Here is a 26,521-nt window from a genome sequence, read left to right as displayed (position 1 = left end):
GTCGAACCTGGTCACGGAACCGCGCGCCGAGCCCAACCGCGCGCTTGTCCCACCGATGTACTAACCAGTAGGTATCGTTCACGCAGCTGGGAGATCCCCGGTGCCGTCGAGTTGGAGAACATCAACCGTGAAGATGAAGCGTTTCGCGCTCGCCCTGGTCGTGCCCATCGCCCTCGCCTCGGGTGTCGCCGCGTGCGGCTCGAGCTCGAGCAGTGACGCCGTCACCATCGGCGTGACCGACGGTGCCCAGGCGTTCTGGCAGGTCTACAAGGGCCTCGCGAAGGACCAGGGCATCGACGTGGAGCTGAAGAACTTCAGCGACTACAAGCAGCCCAACGCCGCGCTCAACGACGGCGACCTGAACATCAACGAGTACCAGCACCTGCTGTTCCTGGCCGACTACAACGCCAAGAACAACACCAAGCTGGTGCCGATCGGCGCGACCGCGATCTACCCGCTGCCGCTGTACTCGAAGAAGCACAAGTCGGTGGCCGACATCCCGCAGGGCGGCACCATCGTCGTCCCGGACGATCCGACCAACCTCTCCCGCGCGCTGCTCGTGCTGTACTCGGCCGGCCTCGTGAAGTTCAAGGTCGAGCAGAACCCGTTCGTCACGCCGGCCGACATCGACACCGCCGCGTCGAAGGTCACCGTCAAGACGGTGGACGCCAACCAGACCGCGCTGAGCCTCGACAGCGTCGACGGCGCCGTCGTCAACAACGATCCGGCCGAGAACGCCAAGCTCGGCAAGGACCTGATCATCGCCAAGGACGACCCGGCCAACCCGGCGTCGGAGCCCTACATCAACGCCTTCGTCGTCCGCGAAGCCGACAAGGACAACCCGAAGTACCTGCAGCTGGCCAAGCTGTACCAGGACCAGAAGGTCGTCGAGGCGCTGCGCAAGGACAAGGGCGACACGTTCATCCTCATCCAGAAGCCCGCGAACGAGCTGCAGCAGATCACGGTCAAGCTGCAGGAGCAGGTCAAGGCCCGCGGCAAGTGAGTAGCGCGACCGATACCCGGGTGGCGATCGAGTTCCGCGACACCACCCGGGATTTCGGCACGACGAAGGCGCTCGACGGCGTCAGCTTCGCGATCCCCGAGGGATCGATCACCGGCGTGATCGGGCAGTCCGGCGCCGGCAAGTCGACGCTGATCCGCACCATCAACGGCCTCGAGTCCACCACCTCCGGCGAGGTGCGCGTGCTCGACACCGTGGTGGGCACGCTCGGCGAGCGGGACCTGCAGAAGCTGCGCGCCCAGGTGGGCATGATCTTCCAGCGGTTCAACCTCATGAACTCGCGGACGGTGGCGGGGAACGTCGAGTACCCGCTCACGCTGGGGGACCTGTCGAAGGACGAGCGCCGCACGCGCGTCGCGGAGCTGCTCGACTTCGTCGGCATCGGCGACAAGGCGAAGCAGTACCCGAACAAGCTGTCCGGGGGGCAGAGTCAGCGCGTCGGCATCGCCCGCGCCCTGGCCCGGAACCCGAAGATCCTGCTCGCGGACGAGGCCACCAGCGCGCTCGACCCGGGCACCACCAGCGAGGTCCTCGACCTGCTGCTGCGGGTCAACCGCGAGTTCGGCACCACCATCGTCGTGATCACCCACGAGATGGACGTGATCCGCCGCATCTGCGACACCGTCGCGGTGCTCGATCACGGCAAGCTCGTGGACTACGGCCCGGTGTACGACGTCTTCGCCGCGCCCACGTCGCCCGCGACCACGTCGCTGGTCCACGCGGCCGTCGGCGACGACGTCACCCCGGAGACGCTGCAGCGCCTGCACGCGGCCCGACCCGGCACCGTCGTCACCGTCGACGTGCGGGACGAGCCCGACGCCCTCGACGCGGCGGAGGTCTTCGCCGCGCACGGCACCGGCGCGCGCGTGCTCTACGGCGGCGTCGCCGAGGTCGGCGGCCGCCCGTTCGGCTCGCTGACCTACTCGGTGACGGGCGACGAGGCCGCCGTCGCCGCGGCGGTCGCGCAGCTCGGAGCCCTCGCGCACGTCAAGGACCCGCAGACCGGTCAGGAGATCGTGCGATGACCTACCCGACCTTCCTCGACGACGTCTTCCCGCCCGGGACGCAGGACGTCTTCATCGACGCCATCGGCGAGACCGTCCGCCTGGTCGGCATCACGATGGTCGTCGGCGGCCTGCTGGGGCTCGTCTACGGCACGCTGCTCTACGCCACCCGGCCCGGCAACCTGCTCGCCAATCGCGCGGTGTTCTCGGTGCTCAACGTGCTGGTCAACATCATCCGGCCCATCCCGTTCATCATCTTCATCACGGCGATCGCGCCGATCACCAAGGAGGTGATCGGCACCCGGATCGGCGTGGAGGCCGCGGCCTTCGCGATGACGGTGATGGCGACCTTCGTGATCGGCCGCGTCGTCGAGCAGAACCTCGTGACCGTCGATCCCGGCGTCGTCGAGGCCGCGCGGTCGATGGGGGCGAGCAAGGTCCGCACCCTCGCGACCGTCGTCATCCCGGAGGGCCTCGCGCCGCTCACCCTGGGCTACACCTTCATGTTCGTCGCGGTGGTCGACATGTCGGCCATGGCCGGCTACGTCGGCGGCGGCGGCCTGGGCGACTTCGCGCGCCAGTACGGCTACCAGCAGAACAACTGGCAGCTCACGCTGGTCGTGATCGTGGTGCTCATCGTCGTGGTGCAGATCGCGCAGTTCTTCGGCAACTGGCTCTCCCGCCGGTTGCAGCACCGTGACTGAGACCGGCACGGTCACGTCGCCCGCGACGGGACCGAATCGGCGCACGCAGATCCTCACCGGGACGGTGGGGCACCTCGTCGAGTACTTCGACTGGAGCGCCTACTCCTTCCTCGCCATCTACTTCTCCCGCCAGTTCTTCCCGGGCGACGCGGAGTCGGTGGTGCCGCTGCTGGCGACCTTCACCGTGTTCGCGGTGGGCTTCCTCGCGCGGCCGATCGGCGGCGTCCTGATGGGCCGGATGGCGGACAGGTACGGGCGCAGGCCCACGCTGGCCGTCGGCGTCGCGATGATGGGGCTGGGCAGCCTGCTCATCGGCGTCGCCCCGACGTACGCGCAGGTGGGCGTGCTCGCCCCGGTGATCCTCGTGGTGGCGCGCCTGATCCAGGGCCTGTCGACCGGCGGCGAGCTCTCCACGGCGACCGCCTTCCTCGTCGAGTCCGCCCCCGGCGACCGCCGCGGCGCATACGGGAGCATCGTCAACGTGGGCTCCAGCCTCGGCAAGGTGCTGTGCCTGCTCGCCATCACGCTGCTGGTCGGGACCGTCGGCGCGGACGCGATGGCGGACTGGGCGTGGCGCGTCCCGTTCCTCCTCGGTGCCGTCCTCGCGGTGGTCGCCTGGTGGATCCGGCGCAGCGCCGCGGAGACCCTCGCCGATCCCGGGGCGTCCGTCGGGACGAACCCGTACCGCGAGATCCTCACCGGCCACCGCGCCGACTTCGGTCGCGCCTTCGTCCTCGCCTCGACGACGGCCGCGGTCTTCTACGCGTGGAGCACCTTCGTGCCCACGTGGGCGATCCTCACCGAGGGGCTGAACAAGGAGAGCGCCGTGACCGTCTCGGCGATCGCCTTCGTCGTGTACGGGCTCGTCCAGATCCCGCTCGGCCTGCTCTCCGACCGGATCGGCCGCAAGCCCCTGATGTACGCCTTCCTCGTCGTCGGGGCCGTCGCGACGATCCCGCTGTTCCTCGCGCTCTCCGGCGCATTCGTCACGGTGCTCGCCGTGCAGTGCGCCGGCATGGTGATCACCGCGCTCATGATGGCGAGCCTCGGCACCGCCCTCGCGGAGATGTTCCCGGCCCGGATCCGCGTGCTCGCCACCGGCACCGCCTTCGCCCTCGCGACCGCGATCTTCGGCGGCACGATCCCCGCCATCGGCACCGCGCTGCACGAGCGCGGCCTCGACCTCGCCTTCCCGGTCTACCTGGTGGTGCTCCACCTCGTCGCCCTGCCCGTGGTCCACCGCTGCCGCGAGACCGCGCACGCGCCCCTGCCCGATTGAACGCTGTTTTGGAGATCCCCACCTGCGATTCTCCTCTCCATAACGTCGTTCAATCGAGGCTGGCGGGGCATGAGCGTCCTAGGGTGGGGGTATGAGCGAGGCGCTGGCGGAGTACGAGACGTACCTGCGGCTCGAGCGCGGCCGCAGCGAGCACACCGTGCGCGCGTACCTCGCCGATCTCACCGCCCTGCTCGCCTTCGCCGCGGAGCGCGGGGTGGCGGCGGACCGTCTGGACCTCGCGACGCTGCGGGCCTGGCTGGGGGAGCGGGCCGCGTCCGGCGCCGCCCGGACCACCCTCGCACGGCAGGCCTCGTCGGCCCGCACGTACACCGCCTGGGCCGCCCGAAGGGGCCACCTCGACGCCGACCCCGGGGTCCGGCTCAAAGCCCCGCGCGCGCACCGGACCCTGCCCACGGTGCTCTCCTCCGACGATGCCGGGCAGGCGCTGCGCAACGCCGCCTCCGGCGCGGCGGAGGGCGACCCCCTCGCGGTCCGTGACCTCGCGATCGCGGAGACCCTCTACGCCACGGGGATCCGCGTGAGCGAGCTGTGCGGGCTCGACCTGGGGTCCGTCGACCACGGCCGGCGAGTGCTCACCGTGATCGGTAAGGGCGACAAGGAGCGGACGGTGCCCTTCGGCGCACCCGCCGCCGCGGCCCTGCGGCGCTGGCTCGACGAGGCCCGGCCCACCCTCGTCGCCGAGCGCTCCGGCACCGCCCTGTTCCTCGGGGCGCGGGGCGGGCGGCTCGACCCGCGGCAGGCGCGCACCGTCGTGCACCAGGTCACCGGGTCGGTGCCGGGCGGGCGCGAGGTGGCGCCGCACGGCCTGCGGCACACCGCCGCCACCCACCTGCTCGACGGTGGCGCGGACCTGCGCGTCGTGCAGGAACTCCTGGGCCACAGCTCGCTGGCGACGACGCAGCTCTACACGCACGTCTCCGTCGCCCGGCTGCGCGCCGCGCACGAGCAGGCGCACCCGCGCGCGTAGCGCTCAGTCGCGCCAGTTGCGCTCGAAGGGCAGGCGCCAGGCGTTCGGGGCGATCAGCTGGTGGATCGAGTTCGGCCCCCAGGAGCCGGGCTCGTAGAGCTTGACCGGCGGCGGATCGTCCAGCAGGGGGATGGACCGCTCCCACAGCGATTCGATGCCCTCGGCCGTGGTGAACAGGGTGTGGTCGCCGTGCATGGCGTCGAGGATCAGCCGCTCGTAGGCCTCGAGCACGTCGTCGGCGCGGTCGGTCTCCTCGGTGGAGAACTGCATGGACAGCTTCTCCAGCCGCATGCCGGGCCCGGGGCGCTTGCCGTAGAAGCTCAGCGACACCTTGGACTCGTCGGCGAGGTCGAAGGTCAGGTGGTCCGGGCCCTGCTGGCCGATGCCCGAGCCGGCGGGGAACATCGACTTCGGCGCCTCCTTGAAGGCGATCGAGATGATCCGCATGCCCTGCGCCAGTTTCTTCCCCGTGCGCAGGTAGAACGGCACGCCGGCCCAGCGCCAGTTGTCGATGCGCGCCTTCAGGGCGATGAAGGTCTCGGTGTCGGACTCCGGATCGACGCCCTTCTCCTGCCGGTAGCCCGAGTACTGGCCGCGGACCACGTCGTCGGGGTGGATGGGTTCGAGCGAGCGGAACACCTTGTTCTTCTCCTCGGAGATCGCCCGCGGCTCGAGGGCGGTGGGCGGCTCCATCGCGACGAACGCCATGACCTGGAAGAGGTGGGTGACGACCATGTCCTTGTAGGCGCCGGTCGGCTCGTAGAACGCGGCGCGCGCGTCGAGCCCCAGCGACTCGGGGATGTCGATCTGCACGTGATCGATGAAGTTGCGGTTCCAGATCGGCTCGAACAGTCCGTTGGCGAAGCGGAACGCGAGGATGTTCTGCGCCGCCTCTTTGCCGAGGAAGTGGTCGATGCGGAAGATCTGCTTCTCGCGGAAGGTTTTGTGCACCTCCGCGTTCAGCGCCAGCGCCGACTCCAGATCCTCGCCGAAGGGCTTCTCCATGATCACGCGCGAGCCCTCGGTGAGGCCCGCCTTCGCGAGGGTGTCGATCACCGTGGTGGCGGCCTTCGGCGGCACGCTCAGGTAGAACAGGCGGCGCACGCGCACGCCCTTGTCGGCGCCGAGCTCGCGCTCCTTCTCCGCCACGGCCCGGGCGAGCGCCTCGGGGCCGGCGGTGGTGTTCACGTACGACAGGTCGGGCTCGAACTCCGCCCACTGCTCGGGCGTCAGCTTGCGTGCGCCCACGTCGTCGATCGCCGTGCGGGCGAACTCGCGGAACTGGGCGTCGTCCATCTCGTCCAGGCTGGTGCCGATCACCCGGATGTCCGGGCCGAGCCCCGAGACGGCGAGATAACCGAGGCCGCACAACAGCTTCCGGCGTGACAGGTCGCCCGTGGCGCCGAACAGCACCACCACCGTCGGGTCGTGTTCCGGTGCCTTGCGCTGGCGCCCGGAGTAACTGCTCGGGTACGCGATGGTCTGTGCCTCCTGTAGCCGGTCGGCCGCGTCGTCGGTCTCGCCGGTGTCCGCTGCTGGCGTGGTTTCGTCCGTCACGGTCCCATCGTTGCACCCGACGACGGTGCTCGCGCGCCGTCCGGCAGGTAGGTCGGTCCTCAAGCGGTGCTCTCGTCCGGGAGCAGCCGGACCGGGGCGGCGCCGACGAGCAGGAGCGGGTTGAAGTACTGCGCCGCGTGGCCAGCGCCCCGCCGGAGCCCCCAGTGCAGGCACGCGGCCGCGGGGCAGCCCTCGTGTCCGGCGGCCACCCGCCCGAGCGGCGTCCCGATCCCCACCTCGTCGCCAGCGCGGACCGAGGGCTCCTCGATCGGCTCGTAGGTGGTGAGCAGGCCGTTCGGGTGCAGCACCGACACCACGACGCGGTCGTCCACGCGCCCGACGTGGTGCACCCGGCCGACGCCCGCGGCGTACACCGTCTGCCCGGGGGCGGCTGCGAGGTCGGCGCCGCGGTGCCCCGGCTGCCATCGCTTCTCCGGGTTCGCGAAGGGCCGCGCGACCGCCGGCCGGGGGTCGAGCGGCCAGTCGTAGTCGCCGGCCGCCCGTGCGGGCGCGGCGCCGGCGAGGACGGCGAGGATCAGGGCGAGTGCCGAGCGGGTGACGATGCGCATGTCCCGACGGTGCCGCACGGCACCGTCGGGAACCGGCCCGGAACGGGGTGCCTGTGGAGGAAAACGGTCCATCCACAGGGCGGTTGCGATCGCCTCTTTCGGACCGTGGTCCGTCGGTGTTGCGGCGTACACTGCGACCCATGACCGCCGCGCCGCAGCATCCGGAGACGATGTCGCTGGAGCAGTGGTGTGCCTTGGGGGAGGACACATCGGCGCGGTTCGAGTTGGTGCGGGGGGTCGTGGACGTGTCGCCGAGGCCGAGGCTGGATCACGCGGAGGCGATGATCGAGCTGTGTCACCAGATCAGGGGGCAGATCGACCGCAGCCACCGATGCTTGGCGGAGATCGAGGTCGTGATCGATGGCGGCGCGCGGCCCACGATCCGCGTACCCGACGTGGTGCTGTTCGAGCGCGGTGCCGGCCAGCCGATGCCCGCGGAGCGAGTGCGCCTCGTCGTCGAGATCCTGTCACCGAACAACAGGCGTACGGACCAGGTGGTCAAGCGCGCCGAATACGAGCGGGCGGGCATCGACGCGTACTGGATCGTCGACCTCGACGACGGGCCGTCCGGCGTCCTGTTGACGCTGGTCGACGGTGCCTACCGCGCTGAGACCGTGCGGGGTGCGTTCACGGCGACGATGCCGTGCCCGCTGCGGATCGACCTGGACGCGCTGAGCCCGCAGGACTGAGCTACCGCCCTCGCAACTCGCGCGGCCCGCCGCCGAGGGCGTCGGCCGCGACCTGGAGCACCGGCGCGAGGACCGGGGCCCGCAGGATCCAGCCGACGACCGCCCAGCCCAGGCCGAGGTGTTCGAGCCCGCGGCCGATCGCGGCGAGGCCCGACGCGGTGCCCGCGCCGTCCGGTCGGGAGTACCTGACGCGGCGCAGGCCTGCGGGATGCTCCTCCGCGGCCCGGACCGTGAGCTGCCCCGGGGCGCGACGCGCGAACCACGCGCCGACCGGCGCGCACACCGCGCACGTCGCCGACACCCACAGCTCCGCCGGGGCGTTCCCGTCGACCGGCCGGAGGCGGGGGCGCCACGCGCGCACGGCCCGCCGGTACGCGCCCCAGGTGGGGCCGAACCGCGCGGTCAGCTCGTCGTCCTCGTGCCGCGCGGCGAGGACCGCGGCGAACACCGCCGCGAGCACCGCAGCCGCGGCGAGCCGCCATTCGAGGAGGGCCGCCGCCTCGACGAGCAGGATCGCCGCGGCGCAGGCCTGCATCGGATTGGCCAGGTAGGCATAGGGCCCCGTCCGGACCAGGCGCGGTGGCGGATCCCACGGGAACGGCGTGCCGCCGTGCTCGGCGAACTCTGCGACCGCGCGCTGCGCGACGATCGCGAGCAGCACGCCGGCCTGGATCCACAACGACAGGACGGGCCGCGGCCACGCGGCGAGCGCCTCGCCCCACGTGCGGTGGGCGAAGCCCAGCGCGACCGTCGGCAGGACCCAGGCGAGGATGGCCGTGAACAGCACCGTCTGCAGCCACGACCGCACCCGGAGGGCGCGGCCGCGCGCCGTCAGTTCGCCCAGCAGGAGTCCCGGCACGAGGGCCACGGCGACCGCCGCCGCCTCGCCCCACAGCCAGCCGGGGCGCAGGACCACGAGCGGCGCCAGCGAGGCCATCGCGATCAGATCGCCGGCCACGAGCACCGCGCCGGTGAGTGCGGGCCGCACCACCGCGCCGAGCAGGACGGGGACCGCGCCCCACAACACCGCCCAGCCGAGGACGACGTCCACCGGCACGCCCGCCCATACCGACCCCGTGACCGGCTGCGAGGCGGTGCCGAAGGACCACAGGCCGAGCCGGACCGCCGCGGCGTTGACGGCGAGCAGCGCCACCGCGTTCCACAGCGTCGCCAGCGCGGCCCCGGCCCGGCGCGGCCGGTCCGCCGTGACCGCCGCGGCGGCCGCGAGGAGCCACGGCACCAGGGCGACCGCCGGGCGCAGCACGTCGAGGGGGAGGTCCGTGGGCACGTCAGGAGGGCAGGGCCAGCGAGCCGATGAGGTAGTCCGCGGCGCGTTGCGCGACCGTGCGCTCGAGCGGGGTCCAGTACGCCGCCGGCGCGAGGCGCCGGTCGAACGTGAGCGACCAGGTGACGCGCGTGCCGCCGTCGACCGGCTCCCACCGCACCGTCGACGCGCGCCAGGTGAGCCAGGTGGCGATCGGGGTGGCGTCGTGCTCCGCGACGTAGTCCACGGAGCGGTCGCCCGCCGCGGCCACGCGCAGCGTCAGGGTCGACGGTGCCGTGCCCCAGTGGTGCCCGTGCAACATCGCGGCGCGCTGCGGCGCGCCGCTGAAGACGATGTGCCGGGCGTCGCCCGGATCGAGCCCCTCCGGGTGATCCTCGAGCGGGCGGGGGAAGCCCAGCGCCAGCGCGCCCGAGGGCTCGGCGAAGCGCAGCGGCGCGGCGACGGCGGCGCGGACCTGCTCGGGCGTGGCCGCCACGATGCGTTCGGCGGAGACGGTGTTCTCGGCGGGGAGCGTCAGCGCGGGCACGGCGCCCTCGGTCGAGGCGACGGCGAGCAGCACCGCCGGGACGACGATCGCCCGCGCGCCCCGCCCGGACTTCCGCCCGGCGTTGATGAGCGCCGCGACCAGCAGCGCGACGGCGTAGACGAGCGGGGCCGCGAAGAGGACGCAGACGACGCCCTCGCCCGCGAAGATCGTCGCGATCAGCAGGAAGAGCGTCGTGCCCTTGAGCACGATGCCGTAGGCGCTGGTGGAAGGACGCGAGATCACCAGCAGGGCCGCGAGCAGCGCGGGCAGCCCGACGTAGAACACCGAGGTCTGGTTGATCCAGCCGTTCATCGAGCGCATGAGGAGGCTGCCGATCACGCACACCACGATGAGCGCCAGCATGGTGAGGACGGCGGGCCGCCGGCTCAGCGGCACGGTCTTCGGCTCAGCGGCCGGTTCCGGTTCCGGTTCCGGGGCCAGCTCGGCGTTAGGTGCGGGGGACTCCGCGTTGGCCGAGGATTCTGCGTGCTCCGGGGATTCCGGCGGCTCGGGCGCGTCGTCCGGCCCGAGCGGGGGCGTGCTCACTCGTCCTCGTCGCGCTTCCGCGCCGAGTTCCGGCGCCACTCGTCGATCTTGCGGCCGACGCCGGTCGCGACGTCGGTCACGCCCTGGCCGACGGTGTTCACGGCGGAGGAACCGAAGTCGCGCAGGGTGGTGATCAGCGGATCGGCGGAGGCGTCGAAGCCGTCCTTGTACCCGCGCGCCGCGGCCTTGAACTCCTCGGCGGGGCTGGCCTTGTCGTCGTCGGCGCGCTGCGGGTACTCGCCGCCGACGATGCGGCCGTAGTCGCCGCGCTCCACCCAGCGGTTGAGGTCCGCCGCACGCAGCACGGAGAAGGGGTGCGACTGCAGCTCCAGGTTGAGCAGCTTGAGCACGCCGTCGCGCAGGTCGCCGGTGCGCTCGTACTCGGCCGCCTGGGCGAGGAAGCGCTGCGTGTCCATCTCGGAGAGCTTGGTGCCGCCGGCCGTCTTCATGTGCACGCGCATCGCGACGTCGGGATCCTGCACGCACAGCAGGCCCGCGCGGTCGCCCGACAGCTCGGACTTGCGCTGCCACTCCATGAGCGCGGCGACGATCGCCCGCAGCGCCCAGCCGCCGATCGGCACCCAGCCGAAGCTGCCCGCGAGGCGCAGGAGGTGCATGAGCATGGTGCGGTACACCGCGTGCCCGGAGAGCGCGTGCCCCAGCTCGTGGCCCACGACGAAGCGCTGCTCCTCCTCGTCGAGCAGGTCCAGCAGGCCGGTGTTGATCACGATGAAGGGCGTGTCCATGCCGATGGTCATGGCGTTCACCGTCGGGTCCTGCACGACGTACAGCTCGGGCGTCGACGGGGCGTCGAGCACCCGGACGCAGTCGGTGAGCAGATCGTGCAGGTGCGGGAACTGCCGGTCGTCCACGCGCACGCCGGAGGCGAGGAAGAGCAGGCGGTGCTGGCGCTCGCGCAGCAGCGCGGAGATGGCCTTGAGGACGGTGTCGAAACCCTTGAGGTTGCGCAGCGCGACGAGGGCCGCGCGGTCGGCGGGGTGCTCCCACGCGCGGGTGCTGATTCCGGGCAGCGAACGGTAGCTTCGGGACACTGAATCGGTCATGTCGGCCACGTTACCGGCTCGCGGTTGGCGCTCGCTTGGCGGCGGCGAAGGAGAGCGCGGCACCCACCGCGCACAGCACCATCACCGTGCCGAGCACCACCGGGTTCCCGCCGATACCGGCGAACAGGGCTGCGACGCCGCCCAGCACCATCCGGGCCGCGCCGAGCGCCGCGGAGGCGGTGCCGGCCAGGTTCCCGTGGTCGTCGAGGGCGAGGGCCGCCACCGTCGGCATGACGAGGCCGAGGCTCGAGACGGTGACGAACAGCGAGACGATCACCAGCGGCGGATTCCCCATCGCCAGCGTGACCAGCGACGCGATCGAGCCGATCACCATGCCCGCGAGCCCGATCCGCACCAGCGACGCGACCGGCACGCGGCCCACGAGCCGCCCGCCGATCAGGTTCGTGGTGAGCAGGCCCACGGCGTTCACCGCGAAGACGATGCTGAACTGCGACTCGGTGTAGCCGTAGTGGCTCTGGAAGACGAAGGCGGAGGTGGAGATGTAGGCGAACATGGCAGCGAAGGCGAGGCCGCCGGTCAGCGTGAGCGCGACGAAGCGCCGGTCCAGCGCGAGGGACGCGAAGCCGCCCGCCACTGACGCCCAGCCCACCGGCCGACGGTCCGCCTTCGGCAGCGTCTCCGGCACCTTGGCGGCGGCGATCACGAGCAGTGCCACGCCGAGCGCCGCGAGCACCACGAACAGGCCGCGCCAGTCCATGAACCGCAGCAGCTGGGCGCCCGCGAGCGGCGCGACGATCGGGGCCACGCCGCCGACGGCCATGAGCGCGGCGATCATCCGGGCGGCGGCGACACCGTCGAACAGGTCCCGGACGATGGCGAGGCTCAACACGATCCCGGCCGCGCCGGCGGCGCCCTGCAGCAGCCGCGCGACGTCCAGCAGGTACACGGACGGGGCGACCGCGCACAGCAGCGAGCTGAGGATGAACAGCGCCATCCCGACGACCATCGGTCGTCGCCGCCCGATCGAATCCGACAGCGGGCCCACGAAGATCTGGCCGACGGCGAGGCCGATCAGGCACGCGGTGAGCGTCGCCTGGATCGCCGGCTGCGAGGCGCCGAGGTCCGCGGCGGCGGCGGGGAGGGCGGGGAGGTAGAGGTCGGTCGTGATGGGACCGAACGCCGACAGCGAGCCCAGGATCAGGGCCAGCCGCAGGTTTCCTCGGGAGTCTGCGCGGGGTTGTGACACCCGTCAATCCAACCGCAGGTGCGCGGTCGCGGCGAAATCGGGCGCGAGGAGCAGCGCGCCGTCGGGGCCGCGGCGGCACGCGGCCACGGCGAGGTGCGCCGGGCGGGCCAGGTCGCCGGGAAGGACTGCGCCGCCGTCGATCTGGTAACGGGTATTCGTCACCTTCCACGACCGGGCGGTCGGGTCGACGGGCGAGCGCGGCGGTCCGCCGACCCGCGAGGACACGTAGACCTCCGTCACCTCGGGCGGCCAGTCGAAGGTGAGCCGGCCGTCGGTGAGTGCCACGTTCGCGATCGCCGGGAACTCCGCCGGTGTCGACGGTGCCGGCGCCGGGCCCGGGGCCGGGGATACGGGTCGCGGCTGTGCGGGAGCCGATGGCGCCGGCACCGGAGCGGGGCGGGCGTCGGAGCGGGACTCAGTCGACGGGACCCCGTCGACCATCGCGATCACGGCGTAGACCGGCACCGCGCGGCGGGGCGCGCCGCCGTCCTCGAGCCGGGTGTCGCGGGTGCGGCCGACGACCGTCCAGCCACCGTCGGGCCGCTGCCGGCTGACCTTGAAGTCCGCCGCCGGATGCGGGGACGACCAGGTGACCAGCACGGCACCGTCGACCTGGTGGGCGGTGACGGCCGTGGGCGGCGCGGGCGCCGGCGGGGCGGGGGACGGCGGGGGAACCGCGGTCGCGGTGTGCGGGGCGGGCCCGGTCGCCGGGCCCTCCTGGGCGCGACGGACCTCGTCGATGGCGTCCTGCAGCGCCGGCTGGCCGGGCGGCGGGGGAGCGTCGAGGGCCCGCCGCTGCAGCAGGGCCAGCGCGCGGGCGGCGTCGGCGTACCGACCGGCGGCGCGGGCGGCGGCGACCTCGCGCCACAGGCCCGCGGCGTCGTCGAGGACGCGCTGCGCCTCGTCGGCGACGGTCCGCAGCTGGGTTCCGGCCGTGCCGTCGTCGAGCGCCCGGGCCTCCGCGGCCAGGCGCGCCGCCTCCGCCGGGCGGCCGCGGCGCAGGGCCGCGCGGGCCGCCTTGAGCGGCGCCTCCCATGCCCGCGGACCGCTCGCCGGAGCCGGGGCGGCCGTCGGTGCCGATCGGGGTGACGTCGTCGGCGGGGCGGTGCGGGCGGGCGTCGATGCGGGCGGCGCGTGCCCGACCCCGCCGCCGTACTCGGCGGCCAGCTCGGCGAGTACCCGCTCGGCGGTGGCGCGGTCGAGCCCCTGCTCCTCGCCCTCCGTGGCGAGGTACTCGTAGTCGGGGCCGATGAGCCGGTCCTCGATGAGGATCGCGGCGCGGACCTTGGGACGCAGCGCCTCCGTGGCGTCCTCGACGACGGCGCGGGCGTAGGCGTCGGCGAGCGGGCCGCCGGCGGTGAGCACCTCACGCACGTGCACGCCCAGCTCGTCGAGCACCGCGCGGCCCCGGCCGGCGCGCATCTCGCGCGCGCGGCGGTGCAGGATGTCGGCGCGCTCGCGGATCTCGACCCCGTCGTGCGCGTCGGTGATCCCCAGTCCGAGTAGGGCGAACAGGGTGGGCACGGGCTCGCCGCAGAGCTCGCTCCACTCCGTGAGCAGGGCCCGGATCTGCGCCCGGCGCTGGGCGGTGAGACCCGCGGGCTCGGGTGCGGGTGCCGTGCCCGGCAGCACGCGGTGGCGCCGCAGCCGGGTGGCGACCTCCGCCGCGGTCAGCCCGCCGAGCGCGCCGATCTCCTCGAGGCCCGGGACCTTCTCGGCGGGCACGCCGCCGTGGCGTTCGACGAGCCGCGCGATGGCGGTGTCGAGGATCTCGTACCGGGCGGCGTCCCGCTCCTCCCGCTCGGCGCGCACCCGCGCGGCCTCGGACGCACGGCTCGCGGCGGACCGCAGTGGGGCGCTGCGCTGCTCGTGTTCGTCGACGAGCCGCGCGACCAGGGTGCGGTACTTCGGGTGGTCGCGCTGGCGCTGCCAGAAGCCCCAGACCTCGTCGAGGCGTGCGGCGACCTCGGCGTCGGTGAGGGCCGCCGCGTGGTCCAGGGGCAGGTCGTACAGCTCGAAGGCGTCGGCGTTCTCGGGGCCGCCGCGTCGGGCGACGTCCGCGAGCACTCGCTTGCGGTAGCCGTTGGGATCGAACGGCGGCATCGGCGTCATGGCTGGCCCCTCAGTCGCGACGCCGCGACCGCTGCACCTGGCCGAGCTCGCGCTCCACGTCGGCCTGCGAGAGCATCGCCCCGGTCTGCGCGGACAGGGTGAGCGGCAGGTCGGCGTCCACGTGGTGCGCCGTGACGTGCAGGACACCGTCGAAGCCCATCTCGAAGGTGATGCGCACCTCGCTCCCTGCGGGGTAACCGGGCGGAATGTCGCGGATCGTGCCCTCCACCAACAGCTTCGCGTCGCCGAGGCGCTGCGAGGCGACCTGGCCCTGCTGCTCGACGACGGTGACCTCGATCTGCTGCTGGTCCTCGCGCATGGTGCCGAAGGAGCGGCGCACGCGGACCGGCAGCGTCTGGTTGCGCTCCACCAGCCACGTCACGCCGAGGTCCCCGTGATCGTGCACGGCGAGCACGCCGAAGCCGCGGGAGATCACGGTGTCGACCTGGATCTCGAGCATCCGCCGCACCAGCGAGACGGGCTGCTGGAAGGACGCCGCGACGCGGGCGATCGAGTTCTCCAGCTCGGCCGCCTGCGCGTGCAGCGGGGGAGCGCCGTCGGGCAACAGGCCGCGGGTCACGAGATCGGCCGCGACGAGGCGCTCCATCTCCAGCTTCTCGCCGTACAGGGCGGCGCCGCGGGCCACGGCGAGGTCCGGGTCGTGGAGTTCGCCGTCGAGGCCGAGCTGCTCGCGCAGGGCGCGGGCCACGGCCGGCATCCGCGAGGAGCCGCCGACGAGCAGCAGCCGGTCGACCTTGTGCACGCCCCGCTTCTCGGCGGTCTTGAGGCAGTCCCGGGCCAGGTCGACGGTGCGCCGCAGCAGCGGGGCCGTCATCTCCTCCAGCTCCGCGCGGTTCAGCGTGACGACCGCGCGCGCCCCGTCGTGCGCGATCACCACGTCGGTGCGGTCGGCGAGGGTCAGTTCGTGCTTGGCCCGTTCGGCGGCGAGGACCAGCGCCTGCGAGCCCGCGGAATCGTCGAGCGGGTCCTCCGCGTCCGGGTTGGCCTCGCAGAACCGCTGCGACAGGTGCAGCGCGAGCCGCTCGTCCCAGTCGGCGCCGCCGAGCTGGTGGTCGCCCTCGACCGCGAGCACGGAGATCCGGCGGTCGGCGAGCTCGATGACGGTGGCGTCGAAGGTGCCGCCGCCCAGGTCGTAGACCAGCACCGTCTCGCGCGGCGCGCCCTTGCCGAGGTCGAGGCCGCCGTCGAGGCGCCCGAAGCCGTACGACAGGGCCGCCGCGATCGGCTCGGACAGCACGCCGGCCACGTCGAAGCCCGCGTAGACGCCCGCCTGGATCGTGGCGCGGCGCTCCTCGTCGCCGAAGTAGGCGGGCACGGTGATCACCACGCGCCGCACCGGCTCGCCGCCGCTGAACGCGACGTCGCCCGCCAGGCTCTTGAGGATGAGTGCGGACACCGCCGGGGCGGACCAGGTCTCTCCGTGCGCGCGGAAGCGCCACTGCGAGTCGCCCATCCGCCGCTTGACCAGGCTGCAGACGTGCTCGGGGTCGAGGCGCGCCTCGCGCCGGGCGCCCTCGCCCACGAGGTGGTCGTAGGCCGACGCGAACAGCACCACCGAGGGCACCGTCGTCTCCCCGCCCAGCCCGCGGACGATCTCCGGGCGACCGTCCGCGCCGATGCGCGCGATCGCAGAATTGGTCGTGCCCAGGTCGATCCCGTAGACCCCCATGGCGGGGATATTAGCAGCGCAGGGGGCGCGCTAGGGTTGGCGAGCATGAGCGCAGAGGACGCCCCGACGGAGCCCGGGCCCCGCGACGATCGGCTCGCCGAGCGGGTCGAGGACCTGGCCCGGATCCTGGCCCGCCAGGCCGGCACCGTCGAGCGGTTGGCGGATGCGGAGGGCGCGCGGGAGGCCCGGGACCGGGCCGGCGCCGACCTGCCGCTCGTGGTCGAGCTGTTCGCCCTCCTCGGTGAGGTGACGGCGTGCGCCGACACCGCCGAGTCCGAGCGGGAACGGGCGGCCTTCGCGGCGGTCGCGGCGCGGGTCGAGCGCCTGCTCGTCGGGCGGGGCGGCACCGTCGTGACCCCCGGGGTGGGGGAGGCCTTCGACCCGGCGGTGATGGAGGCGGTCGACGTCGTCGCGACGGAGGACGCGGGGGAGGACCGGACCGTCGCCGAGGTGCTGGCGCCCGGCCTCAGCGTGCCGGCGCGGAATGTACGGCCCGCGCGGGTGGTGGTGCGAGCCTTTCGCTCAGCGTGAGTGAAAGGGAACACGGGTCGGCCGCGCGTCGTTGCACCCCGACATGTCCTCTGTGGAAACCCCGTCGCGCGTACCCGCGCTGCTGAAGAATTTCGGCTTCCAGATCATCGTCGGCCTCGTCGCCGGCGTGGTGCTGGGCCTGATCGCCCGGAACATGGCGCCCGCGGCCGACGGCAACGTGAACTGGCTGGTCGGCACGCTCAAGACGATCGGTTCCAGCTACGTCAAGTTGCTGACGGTGGCCGTCGTGCCGCTGGTGTTCACGGCGGTCATCGCGTCGATCGCCAACCTGCGCAACGTGACCAACGCCGCGCGGCTGGCCGGCAAGACGCTGCTCTGGTTCGCCATCACCGCCTTCATCTCGGTGATCATCGGCATCATCCTGGGCCTGGTACTGCAGCCGGGCGCGCACACCACGGTCACCGGTGAGGGCAAGGCGCCGTCGAGCACCGGTTCGTGGTGGGCCTTCATCACCGGCCTCGTGCCGTCGAACTTCCTCGGCCTGCAGGCCAAGGCGTCCGACGGTTCCGTCTCGCTCAGCTTCAACGTGCTGCAGGTGCTCGTGGTCGCGGCCGCGATCGGCATCGCCGCGCTCAAGGTGGGGGAGAAGGCCGAGCCCTTCATCAACCTCAACGCCTCGCTGCTGGCGATCATCCAGAAGGTGCTGTGGTGGATCATCCGCCTCGCCCCGATCGGCACCGCCGCCCTGATCGGCACCGCGGTCGCCACCTACGGCTGGGACGCCATCGGCTCCCTCGGCGTGTTCACGGGCGCGATCTATCTGGGCCTGCTGATCGTCGGGCTCGTGGTGTACCCGTTGATCATCCGGGCGCACGGCCTCTCGGTGAAGCAGTTCTTCAGCGGCGTCTGGCCGGCCGCGCAGCTCGGCTTCGTCTCCCGCAGCTCGATCGGCACGCTGCCCGTCACCGAGCGCGTGACCGAGCGGAACCTGGGCGTGCCGCGCGAGTACGCCTCCTTCGCGGTGCCGCTGGGCGCCACCACCAAGATGGACGGCTGCGCGGCGATCTACCCGGCGATCGCGGCGATCTTCGTCGCGCAGTTCTTCCACGTCCCGCTCGGCATCACGGACTACCTGCTCATCGTGGTCGTCTCGGTGATCGGCTCGGCCGCGACCGCGGGCACCACCGGCGCGACGGTCATGCTCACGCTGACCCTCTCGACCCTCGGGCTGCCGCTGGCCGGCGTGGGCCTGCTGCTGGCCGTCGAGCCGATCGTCGACATGGGCCGCACCGCGCTCAACGTGACCGGCCAGGCGCTGGTCCCGACCATCGTCGCCAAGCAGGAGGGCATCCTCGACGAGGACGCCTACAACGCGCCCCGCAAGGACGTCTACGCCGACGAGTCGGCCGAGGACCGGGTCCCCGCTACAGCGTGAGCACCACCCGCGTGCCCGCGGTGTCCGCCCGCCAGACCTCGGCGACGGACTCCGCGGGCACCGCGGTGACGTCCATCGCGATCCCCAGTTCGACCACCGCGGAGAGGATGTCCGGCCGCGCCGCGGCGACCTCCTGCGCGGTGAACGAGCCGAAGCCGCTGCCCAGCAGGCGGATGTCGGTCGACCGCAGGAGCGCGCCGGGCAGCGCGATCTCGGCGCCCGCCATCGTTCCGATCTGCACGAACTCCGACGGTCCGCGCTTCTCGAGCGCCGCGAGGGTCAGCTCCGCGGGGCGGCCCCACAGGTAGTCGACGACCACGTCGATCTTCTCGCGGCGCAACGCCTCCGCGATCTCCGCCTCCGGGGCGCCCAGGTCGATCGTCGCGTCCGCCCCCACCGTCGCGAGCACGTCCGTGTTGCGCCCCGCGGCGATCACGCGGGCGCCGAGGTGGCGCGCGACCGCGACCGCGGGCCGGCCGGAGCCGCCGGTGGCGCCGAGCACCAGCACCGTCTGCCCGGGGTGGACTCGGGCGCGGACAGTCATCGCCATCCAGGACGACATGACGGCGTTCACGGCAGCGGCGGCCTGTAGGTCGTCGAGCGCGTCCGGCACGTCGACCAGTGCGGAGGCGGGGACCGCGATCGTCGGGGCCGCGGTGCCGGGCGCCGAGACGTAGACCCGGCGGCCGTCCTCGGTGACGCCGACGCCGTCGACGCCGATGACGAAGCCCGGCGTCGCGGGGGCGGCGTAGTGCCGTCCGTCGGCGATGCCGCGCGCGAGGTTGTGCAGCGGGACGGCCCGCATCGACACCGCGACGAGGTCGGGGCCGGCGGCAGGATCGGGGGCATCGGCCCAGACGGGCGCATCGGCGTAGGTGGCGAGTGCTGCCTTCATGCGGTCTCCTTAACGGCGTTAAATTCGACGTCACCTTAACATCGTTAAGCTGTCGGGGTGGGACTCACTCGGACGGACGTGGTGGCCGCGGCGCTGGAGGTGCTCGACGAGGTCGGCGTCGAGAGCCTGACCCTGCGCCGGATCGCCGACCGCCTCCAGGTCAAGGCGCCGGCGCTGTACTGGCACGTCGCGTCCAAGCGCGACCTGCTCGACGAGATGGCGACCGAGCTGATGCGGCGCGCGCTCCCCGCGGAGCCCGTCGCCGACGACTGGCGCGCCGAGCTGCTCGGCGGCGCCCGGCGGCTGCGCGCCGCACTCCGCGCGCACACCGACGGCGCCCGGGTCTTCAGCGGGTCGAAGTTCACCGACGTCGCCGTCGTGCGCGCGAGCGAGCGGCCCCTGCGCCTGCTGGTCGACGCCGGATTCCCGCTGCGCGACGCCGCGCTCGCCCTGTCCACCCTGCGGGACCTGGTGGTGGGGTTCGTCATCGAGGAGCAGGAGGTCTTCGAGCCCGACGGTGCCCCCGCCGCGGGGTACGACCCCGTCGCCCGCGCGGCCGCGATCGGCGCGGACGAGTACCCCCTCGCGGCGCAGGCCGGGCCGACCGCGTGGGGCGCGCCCGACGAGCGCTTCGAGGACGCCGTGCGTTTCCTGCTCGACGGTCTCGCCGCGCGGCTACCCGGCTGAGCACCGCCACAGGCGGCGCAGCGCGGCGTTCACCTCCGCGGGGTGCTGGGTGTGCGGGTAGTAGCCGGCCACGCGCAGGCGCCGGGCGCCGATCCGGTCGGCCACCGCGTCCGCGCAGGCCAGGAGCGGCGCGCCCGCGTACCGCCGGTACTCCTCGGGAGCGTCGTCCCACGTGCCGGTGACGACCAGCGAGGGCCACGGCGCGGCGGCGAGCGGCTCCAGCGGCGGATCCGCCTCCCAGACCGGGCGTTCGCGCATCGACGTGCTCACGGCGCGCAGCCGCTGCTGCGTCGGTGCCGGCATCGTCATCCCCATGCCCTCGGTCGAGAGCCGGAGGAACTCGGCCGGATCCAGGTCGGGCGGGCCTGCTGCCGGCCCGGCGTGGACGCGGGCCAGGAGGTCGCGCACCGTCGGGTGGTCGGCCGCGGCCCGCAGTGCCGACGGCTGGATCAGGGCCAGCGAGCGCACGGCCTCCGGGCGCCGCGCCGCGGCGAGCATCGCCGCGAGCCCTCCGTTGGAGTGCCCGACGAGGTGCGCGCCGTCCGGGCAGGTGTCGAGGAGCGCGACGAGATCCTCGGCGTCCGTGGCGAAGTCGCTCCGATCCGTGTCGGGGGACCGGCCGTAGCCGCGGCGGTCGACCAGCAGCAGCGTCCTCTCGTCGGCGAGCGGACGCTGCGCGGCGAAGCCGTACGCGTCGTCGTCGCCCCAGGTGAAGACACCGTGCACGAAGATCGCGGGCGTCGCGGCCCGGGGGCCCGGATCCATGGGCCTCCAGGTGGTGACGTGGACCGGTGGGGACATCGCTGCTTCTCGACGGTCCGCTCAGGCGGGGGCGAACGGCAGCGGCGGGCGGCTCTCCCAGATCCGGCGCGAGCGCTCCTCCGGATACGGCGCCGTCGTCGACGGGGCGTCGAGGAGCCGAGTTGTCCGGCCGTCGGCGTCGTAGCGGGGCCAGCCCGGATCGCCGGTGGCGCAGAACCGCACCCAGGTGTGCAGCAGCTCGTCCGACACCGCGCGCGCACCGTCCGGCGCGTCCTCGCCGAGGAGGAGGACGCCGGTGGGGCAGTCGAGGGTCCCGAAGGCGAGGGGGACGTCGATGCTGTGGCAGGCGCCGTAGACCTCGGAGGCGTACTGCATCTCGAACAGGTACGAGGTGCCGCCGGCGTCGGCGTTCGCCGCGGCGAGCAGCGCCGACGGCATGCGGAACGTGGCGTCCGAGTACACGATCTCCACCATCTCGTCCGCCGTCGCGTCCGGGTACTCGGCGCGGTACTCGGCGGGGTCGCCGGGCGCGAACACCTCCACCGCCGTCGCGGCGTCCTCCTCGGTGAACCTGCCACGGACGCCCATCATGACACTGAACAGCCGGAACTCGTCGCGCATGTGCCCGACGAGCAGGTCGATGCCGGCGGCGTTCCCGTCGGTCAACGCCTCCCACGGGGTCTGCGGCAGCAGATCGCCGTCGATGATCGGGCAGACGACGATCCCGAGGTGGGCGAGGCGCCCCCACTGTTCCTTGTGCGCGGGCGAGTCGGCGCAGAGCGCGGTGACCTCCTCGGCGAGGCGCTGCGGCCCGACGTTCGCGAACCCCGCCGCGGTCGGCGCGACCCCGAGGCGGTCCGCGAGCGCGTCCGTGATCTCCTTCGCCAGCGCCGGAGTGATGTTCAGGCCGGGGACCGAGTGGGCGATGGCCCGCCGGAACAGCGGTCGCGCCGCCGGGATCGTGAGCAGGGCGGCGACCGATCCCGCACCGCCCGACGTGCCGGAGATGGTGACCGCGTCGGGATCGCCGCCGAACGCGGCGACGTTCCGCTGGATCCACTCGAGCGCGGCGATCTGGTCGAGCAGGCCCCGGTTCGACGGTGCGCCGTCCAGCAACGCGAAGCCCTCGGCGCCCATGCGGCATTGGACGATCACGACCACGAGGCCCTCGGTCGCGAGGGCGGTGGGGTCGAACATGGGATCCGCCGCGGTGCCGGCCATGTAGCCGCCGCAGGAGATCCACACCAGGACCGGCAGTCCGGACCGCGCGGGGTCAGGAGTGCACACGGTGGCGGTGAGCCAGTTCGCGTCGTCCGAGGCCTCGGCCTTGGGGCCGGGGCCGGATTGCGGAGGCGGGGGCCCGAACTCGATCGCGGGGCGAACCCCGTCCCAGCGGGGGACCGGCGCCGGCGCCGCGAAGCGCAGCGCCCCGACGGGCGGCTGCGCGTACGGGATCCCGCGGAAGATCGCGGTGCCTCCGACGAGTTCGCCCTCGACGACGCCCTCCGCCGTTCTGATCCTCGGTCGCTGCTGCATGTCGGCTCCTTCGGTCTCGGCGTGTCCTGCCCCGACGTTATCAGCCAGTTGTATTATTTCAAGTGTATTGGAATGGATGAGAGGAATCGCCGTGCCGAAGGAGGTCGATCACCAGGAGCGCCGCGAGGCGATCGCCCGTGCGCTGTGGCGGGTGGTGGACGCCTCCGGCGTCCTCCGGCTGAGCCTGCGCGAGGTGGCGAAGGAGGCCGGGATGTCGCACGGCCAGGTGCAGCACTACTTCGCCTCGCGGCAGGAGCTGCTCGGCTTCGCGATGGACTTCGCCGCGGAGCAGACCGGGGCGCGGGTGGCGGAGGGGCTGGCGGACCTCGGGGCGGACCCGCACCCGCGCGACGTGCTGCGCCTGGTGCTCGTCGAAATGCTCCCGCTGCACCCGGATTCGCGCGCGACCAGCCGGATGAACGCCGCCTACGTCCTCGAGGCGCTGCACGACGAGGATATCCGCGCCCGCACTCGCGAGGGAATGGTCCGGGGACGCGCGCAGGTCGAGCAGCTCGTCGGTGCCGCGATCGCCGACGGCCGGATCGCGGCGGACCGCGCACCGTCGACCGAGACGGACCGGCTGCTCGCGCTGACCGGCCTGACGCCCCTGCTCGAGCTCGGAGTCGTCACCCCGGACGACGCACTCGCCGCGATCGACCGGCATCTGGACGACCTGTTCCAGCGCTGAGCGCGACCCTGCAGCGCGATTCTTTGCGATGAGATTACTTGTGGGTAACCAAAGGTCGCCGATGTGCCCCGATGCCTTGGAGTTCCCTTTAGGGTTGCTCGCATGTCTGACCTGCTGGCGACCCTGAACGAGTACGTGTGGAGCCCCGCCCTGATCTACCTGTGCCTCGGGGTCGGCGTCTACTTCTCGATCCGCTCGAGGCTGGTGCAGGTGCGCCAGATCCCCGCCATGCTCGGCCAACTCATCCACGGTGAGAAATCCGCGTCGGGCGTGAGCTCGTTCCAGGCGCTCGCCATGTCGCTGGCGGGCCGCGTGGGCACCGGAAACATCGCCGGCGTCGCCACCGCGATCGCCTTCGGCGGACCGGGCGCCGTGCTGTGGATGTGGGTGATGGCCTTCCTCGGGGCGTCCACCTCGTACGTCGAGTGCACGCTCGGCCAGATCTACAAGGAGCGCGACCAGCTCACCGGCGAGTACCGCGGCGGCCCCGCCTACTACTTCCGGCGCGCCTTCGCGCACGGCAAGTACGCGGTGGTCGGGAACGTCTACGGCCTGCTCTTCGCCGCGGTCACCGTGCTGGCCTGCGGCCTGCTCATGCCGATGGTGCAGGCGAACTCGATGGCCGTCGCCATGGAGAGCGCCTGGGGGATCGAGCCCTGGGTCGCCGCCCTCGGCACCGTCATCGTGCTGGCCTTCGTCATCATCGGCGGGGTCAAGCGGATCGCGACCTTCGCCTCCGTGGTCGTGCCCTTCATGGCCATCCTCTACATCGCGGCGGCCCTGATCATCATGGCCTTCAACGCCGGCGCGATCCCCGGCGTCCTCGAACTGATCGTCCGCGAGGCCTTCGACCTCTCCGCCGGCTTCGGCGCGCTCGTCGGCACCGCCGTCATGTGGGGCGTCAAGCGCGGCGTCTACTCCAACGAGGCCGGGCAGGGCACCGGCCCGCACGCCGCAGCGGCCGCCGAGGTCAGCCACCCCGCCAAGCAGGGCCTCGCGCAGGCCTTCGCCGTCTACGTCGACACCCTGTTCGTCTGCTCCGCCACCGCGTTCATCATCCTCAGCACCGGCGCCTACCGCGTCTTCGAGGGCGACTCCGCGTCCGGCCGCGTGCTCGCCGACGGCGGCGCGCTCGTCGGCGACCCGGAGGTCGGTCCCGCGTACGCGCAGCAGGGCTTCGACACCGTCTTCAACGGCTCCGGCGCCAGCTTCATCGCGATCTCGCTGGCCTTCTTCTGCTTCACGACGATCGTCGCCTACTACTACATGGCCGAGACGAACCTGCGGTTCATCCTCGGCCGCGCGGCCACCGCGATCGTGCCCGTCCTCAGCGCCCCGCTCGGCCGCATCCTCACAATGCTGCTGCAGATGCTGATCCTGGCCTCGGTCGCGGTCGGCGCCGTATCGACCGCGAAGGACGCCTGGGCGATGGGCGACCTCGGCGTCGGACTCATGGCCTGGCTCAACATCATCGGCATCCTGGTCCTGCAGAACGCGGCCTTCACGACCCTCCGCGACTTCGAGCGGCAGCAGAAGCTGGGGATCGACCCGCAGTTCGACCCGACACCGCTCGGCATCGTCAACGCGACCTTCTGGGAGGAGCGCGCCGCCGCGCGCCGCGGCGACCCCGTCGACGCCTAGCCGGCGCACCGTCGACCTGCGGAATCCCGGCGATTTCGCAGGTCGGCGCGGCGGGCGTACACTTGCTCTTGCACTCCGTCCCTATGGCGGGGTGACTACGCGTGTTCCCCAGGCGCCCGATGGGCGTGCCGTGCAGCGCGGTCTCCTTCTCGAAGGAGTGCAGCGCGGCGGAGCACCAGGACACCGCGCATCGCCTCTCGCCCGCTGACCAGCGGAAACGAGAGTCGTCGCGGCGTGTACAACTGCAACTACGAAAGAGGCATCATGGCTGTCGTCACCATGAAGCAGCTGCTGGACAGCGGCGCGCACTTCGGTCATCAGACCCGTCGGTGGAACCCGAAGATGAAGCGTTTCATCTTCACCGACCGCAACGGCATCTACATCATCGATCTGCAGCAGACGCTGACCTACATCGACAAGGCCTACGAGTTCGTCAAGGAGACCGTCGCCCACGGTGGCACCGTCCTCTTCGTCGGCACGAAGAAGCAGGCCCAGGAGTCGATCGCCGAAGAGGCCACCCGCGTCGGCATGCCCTACGTGAACCAGCGCTGGCTGGGCGGCATGCTCACCAACTTCCAGACGGTCCACAAGCGCCTTCAGCGGATGAAGGAGCTCGAGACCATGGAGCAGACCGGTGGCTTCGAGGGTCGCACCAAGAAGGAAATCCTCATGCTCACGCGTGAGAAGAACAAGCTCGAGCGCACTCTCGGCGGTATCCGCGACATGGCCAAGGTCCCCTCGGCCATCTGGGTCGTGGACACCAACAAGGAGCACATCGCCGTGGGCGAGGCCCGCAAGCTGGGCATCCCGGTCATCGCGATCCTCGACACCAACTGCGATCCCGACCTCGTCGACTACCCGATCCCGGGTAACGACGACGCGATCCGCTCCGCCGCGCTGCTGACCAAGGTCGTGGCTTCGGCCGTGGCCGAGGGCGTGCAGGCCCGCGCGGGTGTCGCCACCGGCGATGCCAAGCCCGAGGCCGGCGCCGGCGAGCCCCTCGCCGAGTGGGAGCAGGAGCTGCTGGAGTCCGCCACCGTCGCTGCCGAGGCCCCCGCGGCTGAGGCCGTCGCCGCTGAGGCCCCCGTGGCCGAGGCCGCTGCGACCGAGGCTCCCGCCGAGACCCCCGAGGCCTGATCCGGTTTCGGACCGATTCCCTTCTACTGCAAGGAGCCGCATACATGGCGAACTACACCGCCGCTGACGTCAAGCGTCTCCGCGACCTCACCGGGTCGGGGATGATGGACTGCAAGAACGCGCTCACCGAGACCGACGGCGATTTCGACAAGGCCGTCGAGGTGCTGCGCATCAAGGGCGCGAAGGACGTCGGCAAGCGTGCCGGTCGTTCCACCGCCGAGGGCCTCGTGGCCGCCAAGGACGGCGTGCTGATCGAGCTCAACTCCGAGACGGACTTCGTCGCGAAGAACGCGGAGTTCCAGGAGCTCGCCGACGCGATCGTCGCCGCCGCTGCCGCGTCGGACGCCGCCACCGTCGAGGCCGTGCTCGAGCTGCCGCTCGACGGCGAGACCGTCGCGTCGCGCATCGAGGCCGCTTCGGCCAAGCTGGGCGAGAAGCTGGTCGTGCGTCGCATCGCGCGGTACGACGGCCCCGTCGCCGTCTACCTGCACAAGCGCAGCACCGACCTGCCGCCAGCCGTGGGCGTGCTGGTCTCGTTCTCGGGCGAGGGTGACGCCGCTGCCGAGGCCGCTCGCGGCGCCGGCATGCAGGTCGCCGCGCTCAAGGCGAAGTACGCCAGCCGGGACGAGGTTCCGGCCGACGTCATCGAGAACGAGCGTCGCATCGCCGAGGAGACCGCGCGTGCCGAGGGCAAGCCGGAGCAGGCGCTGTCGAAGATCGTCGAGGGCAAGACCGTGGCCTACTACAAGGACACCGTCCTCCCCGACCAGCCGTCGGTGACCGACAACAAGAAGTCGGTCCAGCAGGTGCTGGACGAGTCCGGCGTGAAGGTCCTCGCCTTCACCCGCTTCGAGGTCGGCCAGGAGTAACTCCTCCGTCCCCGCGCACGAGGCCCGCACCGATCCGTCGGTGCGGGCCTCGTCGTGTGTCGGCCCTGTGTGATTGAACGCTGTTCTGGAGATTCCGAGCTGGGGTTTTCCTCTCCAGAACGTCGTTCAATCTTGGGG

24 protein-coding genes are annotated in these 26,521 nt (G+C 72.4%); 13 read left to right on the top strand and 11 right to left on the bottom strand.

Features of this window, described 5'->3' with window-relative positions; translation table 11 throughout:
- The first annotated feature begins 133 nt into the window (after positions 1-133).
- The 5 genes from WFK95_RS10025 to WFK95_RS10005 all read left to right on the top strand — a co-directional run bounded on the left by WFK95_RS10025 (position 134) and on the right by WFK95_RS10005 (position 4,996).
- On the top strand, positions 134-1,003 hold the full coding sequence (locus WFK95_RS10025) for a MetQ/NlpA family ABC transporter substrate-binding protein (RefSeq protein ID WP_068525852.1): 870 nt from the start codon (positions 134-136) through the stop codon (positions 1,001-1,003).
- A complete protein-coding gene (locus tag WFK95_RS10020; protein ID WP_224650300.1) occupies positions 1,000-2,046 on the top strand; it encodes a methionine ABC transporter ATP-binding protein in 1,047 nt (348 codons plus the stop codon). The genes WFK95_RS10025 and WFK95_RS10020 overlap by 4 nt, the downstream gene beginning before the upstream one ends.
- Positions 2,043-2,729 (top strand): methionine ABC transporter permease, encoded by a 687-nt coding sequence (locus WFK95_RS10015; protein ID WP_224650297.1) that lies wholly within the window; start codon positions 2,043-2,045, stop codon positions 2,727-2,729. Before WFK95_RS10020 ends, WFK95_RS10015 begins: the two co-directional genes overlap by 4 nt.
- On the top strand, positions 2,722-4,008 hold the full coding sequence (locus WFK95_RS10010; protein ID WP_336670581.1) for an MFS transporter: 1,287 nt from the start codon (positions 2,722-2,724) through the stop codon (positions 4,006-4,008). The genes WFK95_RS10015 and WFK95_RS10010 overlap by 8 nt, the downstream gene beginning before the upstream one ends.
- Positions 4,009-4,099: 91 nt before the next feature.
- Complete coding sequence (locus tag WFK95_RS10005; RefSeq protein WP_336670580.1) at positions 4,100-4,996, top strand: tyrosine recombinase XerC; 897 nt, start codon at positions 4,100-4,102, stop codon at positions 4,994-4,996.
- A 3-nt stretch (positions 4,997-4,999) separates the two neighbouring features.
- On the opposite strand, the gene zwf is transcribed toward WFK95_RS10005, so the two are convergent.
- Both zwf and WFK95_RS09995 read right to left on the bottom strand, forming a co-directional pair.
- The gene (zwf, locus tag WFK95_RS10000) at positions 5,000-6,475 is read right to left on the bottom strand and encodes a glucose-6-phosphate dehydrogenase (protein ID WP_224650353.1); all 1,476 of its coding nucleotides are present in this window, start codon (positions 6,473-6,475) and stop codon (positions 5,000-5,002) included.
- Positions 6,476-6,612: 137 nt separating this feature from the next.
- Positions 6,613-7,122, bottom strand: a complete 510-nt coding sequence (locus WFK95_RS09995; RefSeq protein WP_224650290.1) for a M23 family metallopeptidase — start codon at positions 7,120-7,122, stop codon at positions 6,613-6,615.
- A 140-nt stretch (positions 7,123-7,262) separates the two neighbouring features.
- On the opposite strand from WFK95_RS09995, the gene WFK95_RS09990 reads away from it, so the two are divergent.
- Entirely contained in the window at positions 7,263-7,811 is a 549-nt protein-coding gene (locus WFK95_RS09990) for a Uma2 family endonuclease (protein WP_336670579.1), read from the top strand.
- A 1-nt stretch (position 7,812) separates the two neighbouring features.
- On the opposite strand, the gene WFK95_RS09985 is transcribed toward WFK95_RS09990, so the two are convergent.
- Genes WFK95_RS09985 through WFK95_RS09960 form a run of 6 tightly spaced genes read right to left on the bottom strand, consistent with a single transcriptional unit; the run spans position 7,813 to position 16,241 of the window.
- Positions 7,813-9,099 (bottom strand): methyltransferase family protein, encoded by a 1,287-nt coding sequence (locus WFK95_RS09985; protein WP_336670578.1) that lies wholly within the window; start codon positions 9,097-9,099, stop codon positions 7,813-7,815.
- A gap of 1 nt (position 9,100) precedes the next feature.
- A complete protein-coding gene (locus tag WFK95_RS09980; protein WP_336670577.1) occupies positions 9,101-10,168 on the bottom strand; it encodes an SRPBCC family protein in 1,068 nt (355 codons plus the stop codon).
- Positions 10,165-11,232, bottom strand: a complete 1,068-nt coding sequence (locus WFK95_RS09975; protein WP_224650282.1) for a M48 family metallopeptidase — start codon at positions 11,230-11,232, stop codon at positions 10,165-10,167. Before WFK95_RS09975 ends, WFK95_RS09980 begins: the two co-directional genes overlap by 4 nt.
- A 10-nt stretch (positions 11,233-11,242) precedes the next feature.
- Complete coding sequence (locus tag WFK95_RS09970; protein WP_336670576.1) at positions 11,243-12,439, bottom strand: multidrug effflux MFS transporter; 1,197 nt, start codon at positions 12,437-12,439, stop codon at positions 11,243-11,245.
- Between the two features lie 3 nt (positions 12,440-12,442).
- The gene (locus WFK95_RS09965) at positions 12,443-14,551 is read right to left on the bottom strand and encodes a hypothetical protein (RefSeq protein WP_336670575.1); all 2,109 of its coding nucleotides are present in this window, start codon (positions 14,549-14,551) and stop codon (positions 12,443-12,445) included.
- A gap of 10 nt (positions 14,552-14,561) precedes the next feature.
- Complete coding sequence (locus WFK95_RS09960) at positions 14,562-16,241, bottom strand: Hsp70 family protein (protein WP_336670574.1); 1,680 nt, start codon at positions 16,239-16,241, stop codon at positions 14,562-14,564.
- A gap of 45 nt (positions 16,242-16,286) precedes the next feature.
- Here WFK95_RS09960 and grpE point away from each other — a divergent pair, with 45 nt between their 5' ends.
- Together grpE and WFK95_RS09950 are read left to right on the top strand one after the other, a co-directional pair.
- On the top strand, positions 16,287-16,772 hold the full coding sequence (grpE, locus tag WFK95_RS09955; RefSeq protein WP_336670573.1) for a nucleotide exchange factor GrpE: 486 nt from the start codon (positions 16,287-16,289) through the stop codon (positions 16,770-16,772).
- A 43-nt stretch (positions 16,773-16,815) separates the two neighbouring features.
- Positions 16,816-18,168 (top strand): dicarboxylate/amino acid:cation symporter, encoded by a 1,353-nt coding sequence (locus WFK95_RS09950; protein ID WP_336670572.1) that lies wholly within the window; start codon positions 16,816-16,818, stop codon positions 18,166-18,168.
- Here WFK95_RS09950 and WFK95_RS09945 read toward each other — a convergent pair.
- Positions 18,158-19,063 carry a zinc-binding dehydrogenase gene (locus WFK95_RS09945; protein ID WP_336670571.1) on the bottom strand — a complete coding sequence of 302 codons (906 nt, stop codon included), beginning with the start codon at positions 19,061-19,063 and terminating at the stop codon, positions 18,158-18,160. The two genes, WFK95_RS09950 and WFK95_RS09945, sit on opposite strands and share 11 nt — an antisense overlap.
- Before the next feature lie 57 nt (positions 19,064-19,120).
- Between WFK95_RS09945 and WFK95_RS09940 the strand changes: the two genes are divergently transcribed.
- Positions 19,121-19,750: a TetR/AcrR family transcriptional regulator C-terminal domain-containing protein gene (locus tag WFK95_RS09940; RefSeq protein ID WP_336670570.1), complete on the top strand. Its 630-nt coding sequence runs from the start codon at positions 19,121-19,123 to the stop codon at positions 19,748-19,750.
- On the opposite strand, the gene WFK95_RS09935 is transcribed toward WFK95_RS09940, so the two are convergent.
- Positions 19,739-20,551, bottom strand: a complete 813-nt coding sequence (locus WFK95_RS09935; protein ID WP_336670569.1) for an alpha/beta fold hydrolase — start codon at positions 20,549-20,551, stop codon at positions 19,739-19,741. The two genes, WFK95_RS09940 and WFK95_RS09935, sit on opposite strands and share 12 nt — an antisense overlap.
- Before the next feature lie 21 nt (positions 20,552-20,572).
- A complete protein-coding gene (locus tag WFK95_RS09930) occupies positions 20,573-22,048 on the bottom strand; it encodes a carboxylesterase/lipase family protein (protein ID WP_336670568.1) in 1,476 nt (491 codons plus the stop codon).
- A gap of 91 nt (positions 22,049-22,139) precedes the next feature.
- Between WFK95_RS09930 and WFK95_RS09925 the strand changes: the two genes are divergently transcribed.
- The 4 genes from WFK95_RS09925 (at position 22,140) to tsf (ending at position 26,383) form a co-directional block, all read left to right on the top strand.
- On the top strand, positions 22,140-22,736 hold the full coding sequence (locus WFK95_RS09925) for a TetR/AcrR family transcriptional regulator (protein WP_336670567.1): 597 nt from the start codon (positions 22,140-22,142) through the stop codon (positions 22,734-22,736).
- A 102-nt stretch (positions 22,737-22,838) separates the two neighbouring features.
- The gene (locus WFK95_RS09920; RefSeq protein WP_336670566.1) at positions 22,839-24,377 is read left to right on the top strand and encodes an alanine/glycine:cation symporter family protein; all 1,539 of its coding nucleotides are present in this window, start codon (positions 22,839-22,841) and stop codon (positions 24,375-24,377) included.
- Positions 24,378-24,641: 264 nt separating this feature from the next.
- A complete protein-coding gene (rpsB, locus tag WFK95_RS09915) occupies positions 24,642-25,514 on the top strand; it encodes a 30S ribosomal protein S2 (protein WP_336670565.1) in 873 nt (290 codons plus the stop codon).
- A 44-nt stretch (positions 25,515-25,558) separates the two neighbouring features.
- Positions 25,559-26,383, top strand: coding sequence for a translation elongation factor Ts (gene tsf / locus WFK95_RS09910; RefSeq protein ID WP_336670564.1), 825 nt, complete (start codon positions 25,559-25,561; stop codon positions 26,381-26,383).
- Positions 26,384-26,521: the final 138 nt, after the last annotated feature.

Origin of the sequence: Tsukamurella sp. USMM236 (assembly GCF_037148755.1) — a bacterium.
Classification (GTDB): domain Bacteria; phylum Actinomycetota; class Actinomycetes; order Mycobacteriales; family Mycobacteriaceae; genus Tsukamurella.
This window is presented reverse-complemented; position numbering and strand designations above follow the sequence as displayed.

Coding starts and splice junctions, on each gene's coding strand:
- WFK95_RS09920 (WP_336670566.1), top strand. CDS start 22,839: ATGTCTGACCTGCTGGCGACCCTGAACGAGTACGTGTGGAGCCCCGCC.
- WFK95_RS09975 (WP_224650282.1), bottom strand. CDS start 11,232: ATGACCGATTCAGTGTCCCGAAGCTACCGTTCGCTGCCCGGAATCAGC.
- WFK95_RS09990 (WP_336670579.1), top strand. CDS start 7,263: ATGACCGCCGCGCCGCAGCATCCGGAGACGATGTCGCTGGAGCAGTGG.
- WFK95_RS09950 (WP_336670572.1), top strand. CDS start 16,816: ATGTCCTCTGTGGAAACCCCGTCGCGCGTACCCGCGCTGCTGAAGAAT.
- WFK95_RS10015 (WP_224650297.1), top strand. CDS start 2,043: ATGACCTACCCGACCTTCCTCGACGACGTCTTCCCGCCCGGGACGCAG.
- grpE (WP_336670573.1), top strand. CDS start 16,287: ATGAGCGCAGAGGACGCCCCGACGGAGCCCGGGCCCCGCGACGATCGG.
- WFK95_RS09960 (WP_336670574.1), bottom strand. CDS start 16,241: ATGGGGGTCTACGGGATCGACCTGGGCACGACCAATTCTGCGATCGCG.
- WFK95_RS10025 (WP_068525852.1), top strand. CDS start 134: ATGAAGCGTTTCGCGCTCGCCCTGGTCGTGCCCATCGCCCTCGCCTCG.
- WFK95_RS09930 (WP_336670568.1), bottom strand. CDS start 22,048: ATGCAGCAGCGACCGAGGATCAGAACGGCGGAGGGCGTCGTCGAGGGC.
- WFK95_RS09995 (WP_224650290.1), bottom strand. CDS start 7,122: ATGCGCATCGTCACCCGCTCGGCACTCGCCCTGATCCTCGCCGTCCTC.
- rpsB (WP_336670565.1), top strand. CDS start 24,642: ATGGCTGTCGTCACCATGAAGCAGCTGCTGGACAGCGGCGCGCACTTC.
- WFK95_RS09965 (WP_336670575.1), bottom strand. CDS start 14,551: ATGACGCCGATGCCGCCGTTCGATCCCAACGGCTACCGCAAGCGAGTG.
- WFK95_RS09945 (WP_336670571.1), bottom strand. CDS start 19,063: ATGAAGGCAGCACTCGCCACCTACGCCGATGCGCCCGTCTGGGCCGAT.
- tsf (WP_336670564.1), top strand. CDS start 25,559: ATGGCGAACTACACCGCCGCTGACGTCAAGCGTCTCCGCGACCTCACC.
- WFK95_RS09935 (WP_336670569.1), bottom strand. CDS start 20,551: ATGTCCCCACCGGTCCACGTCACCACCTGGAGGCCCATGGATCCGGGC.
- WFK95_RS10005 (WP_336670580.1), top strand. CDS start 4,100: ATGAGCGAGGCGCTGGCGGAGTACGAGACGTACCTGCGGCTCGAGCGC.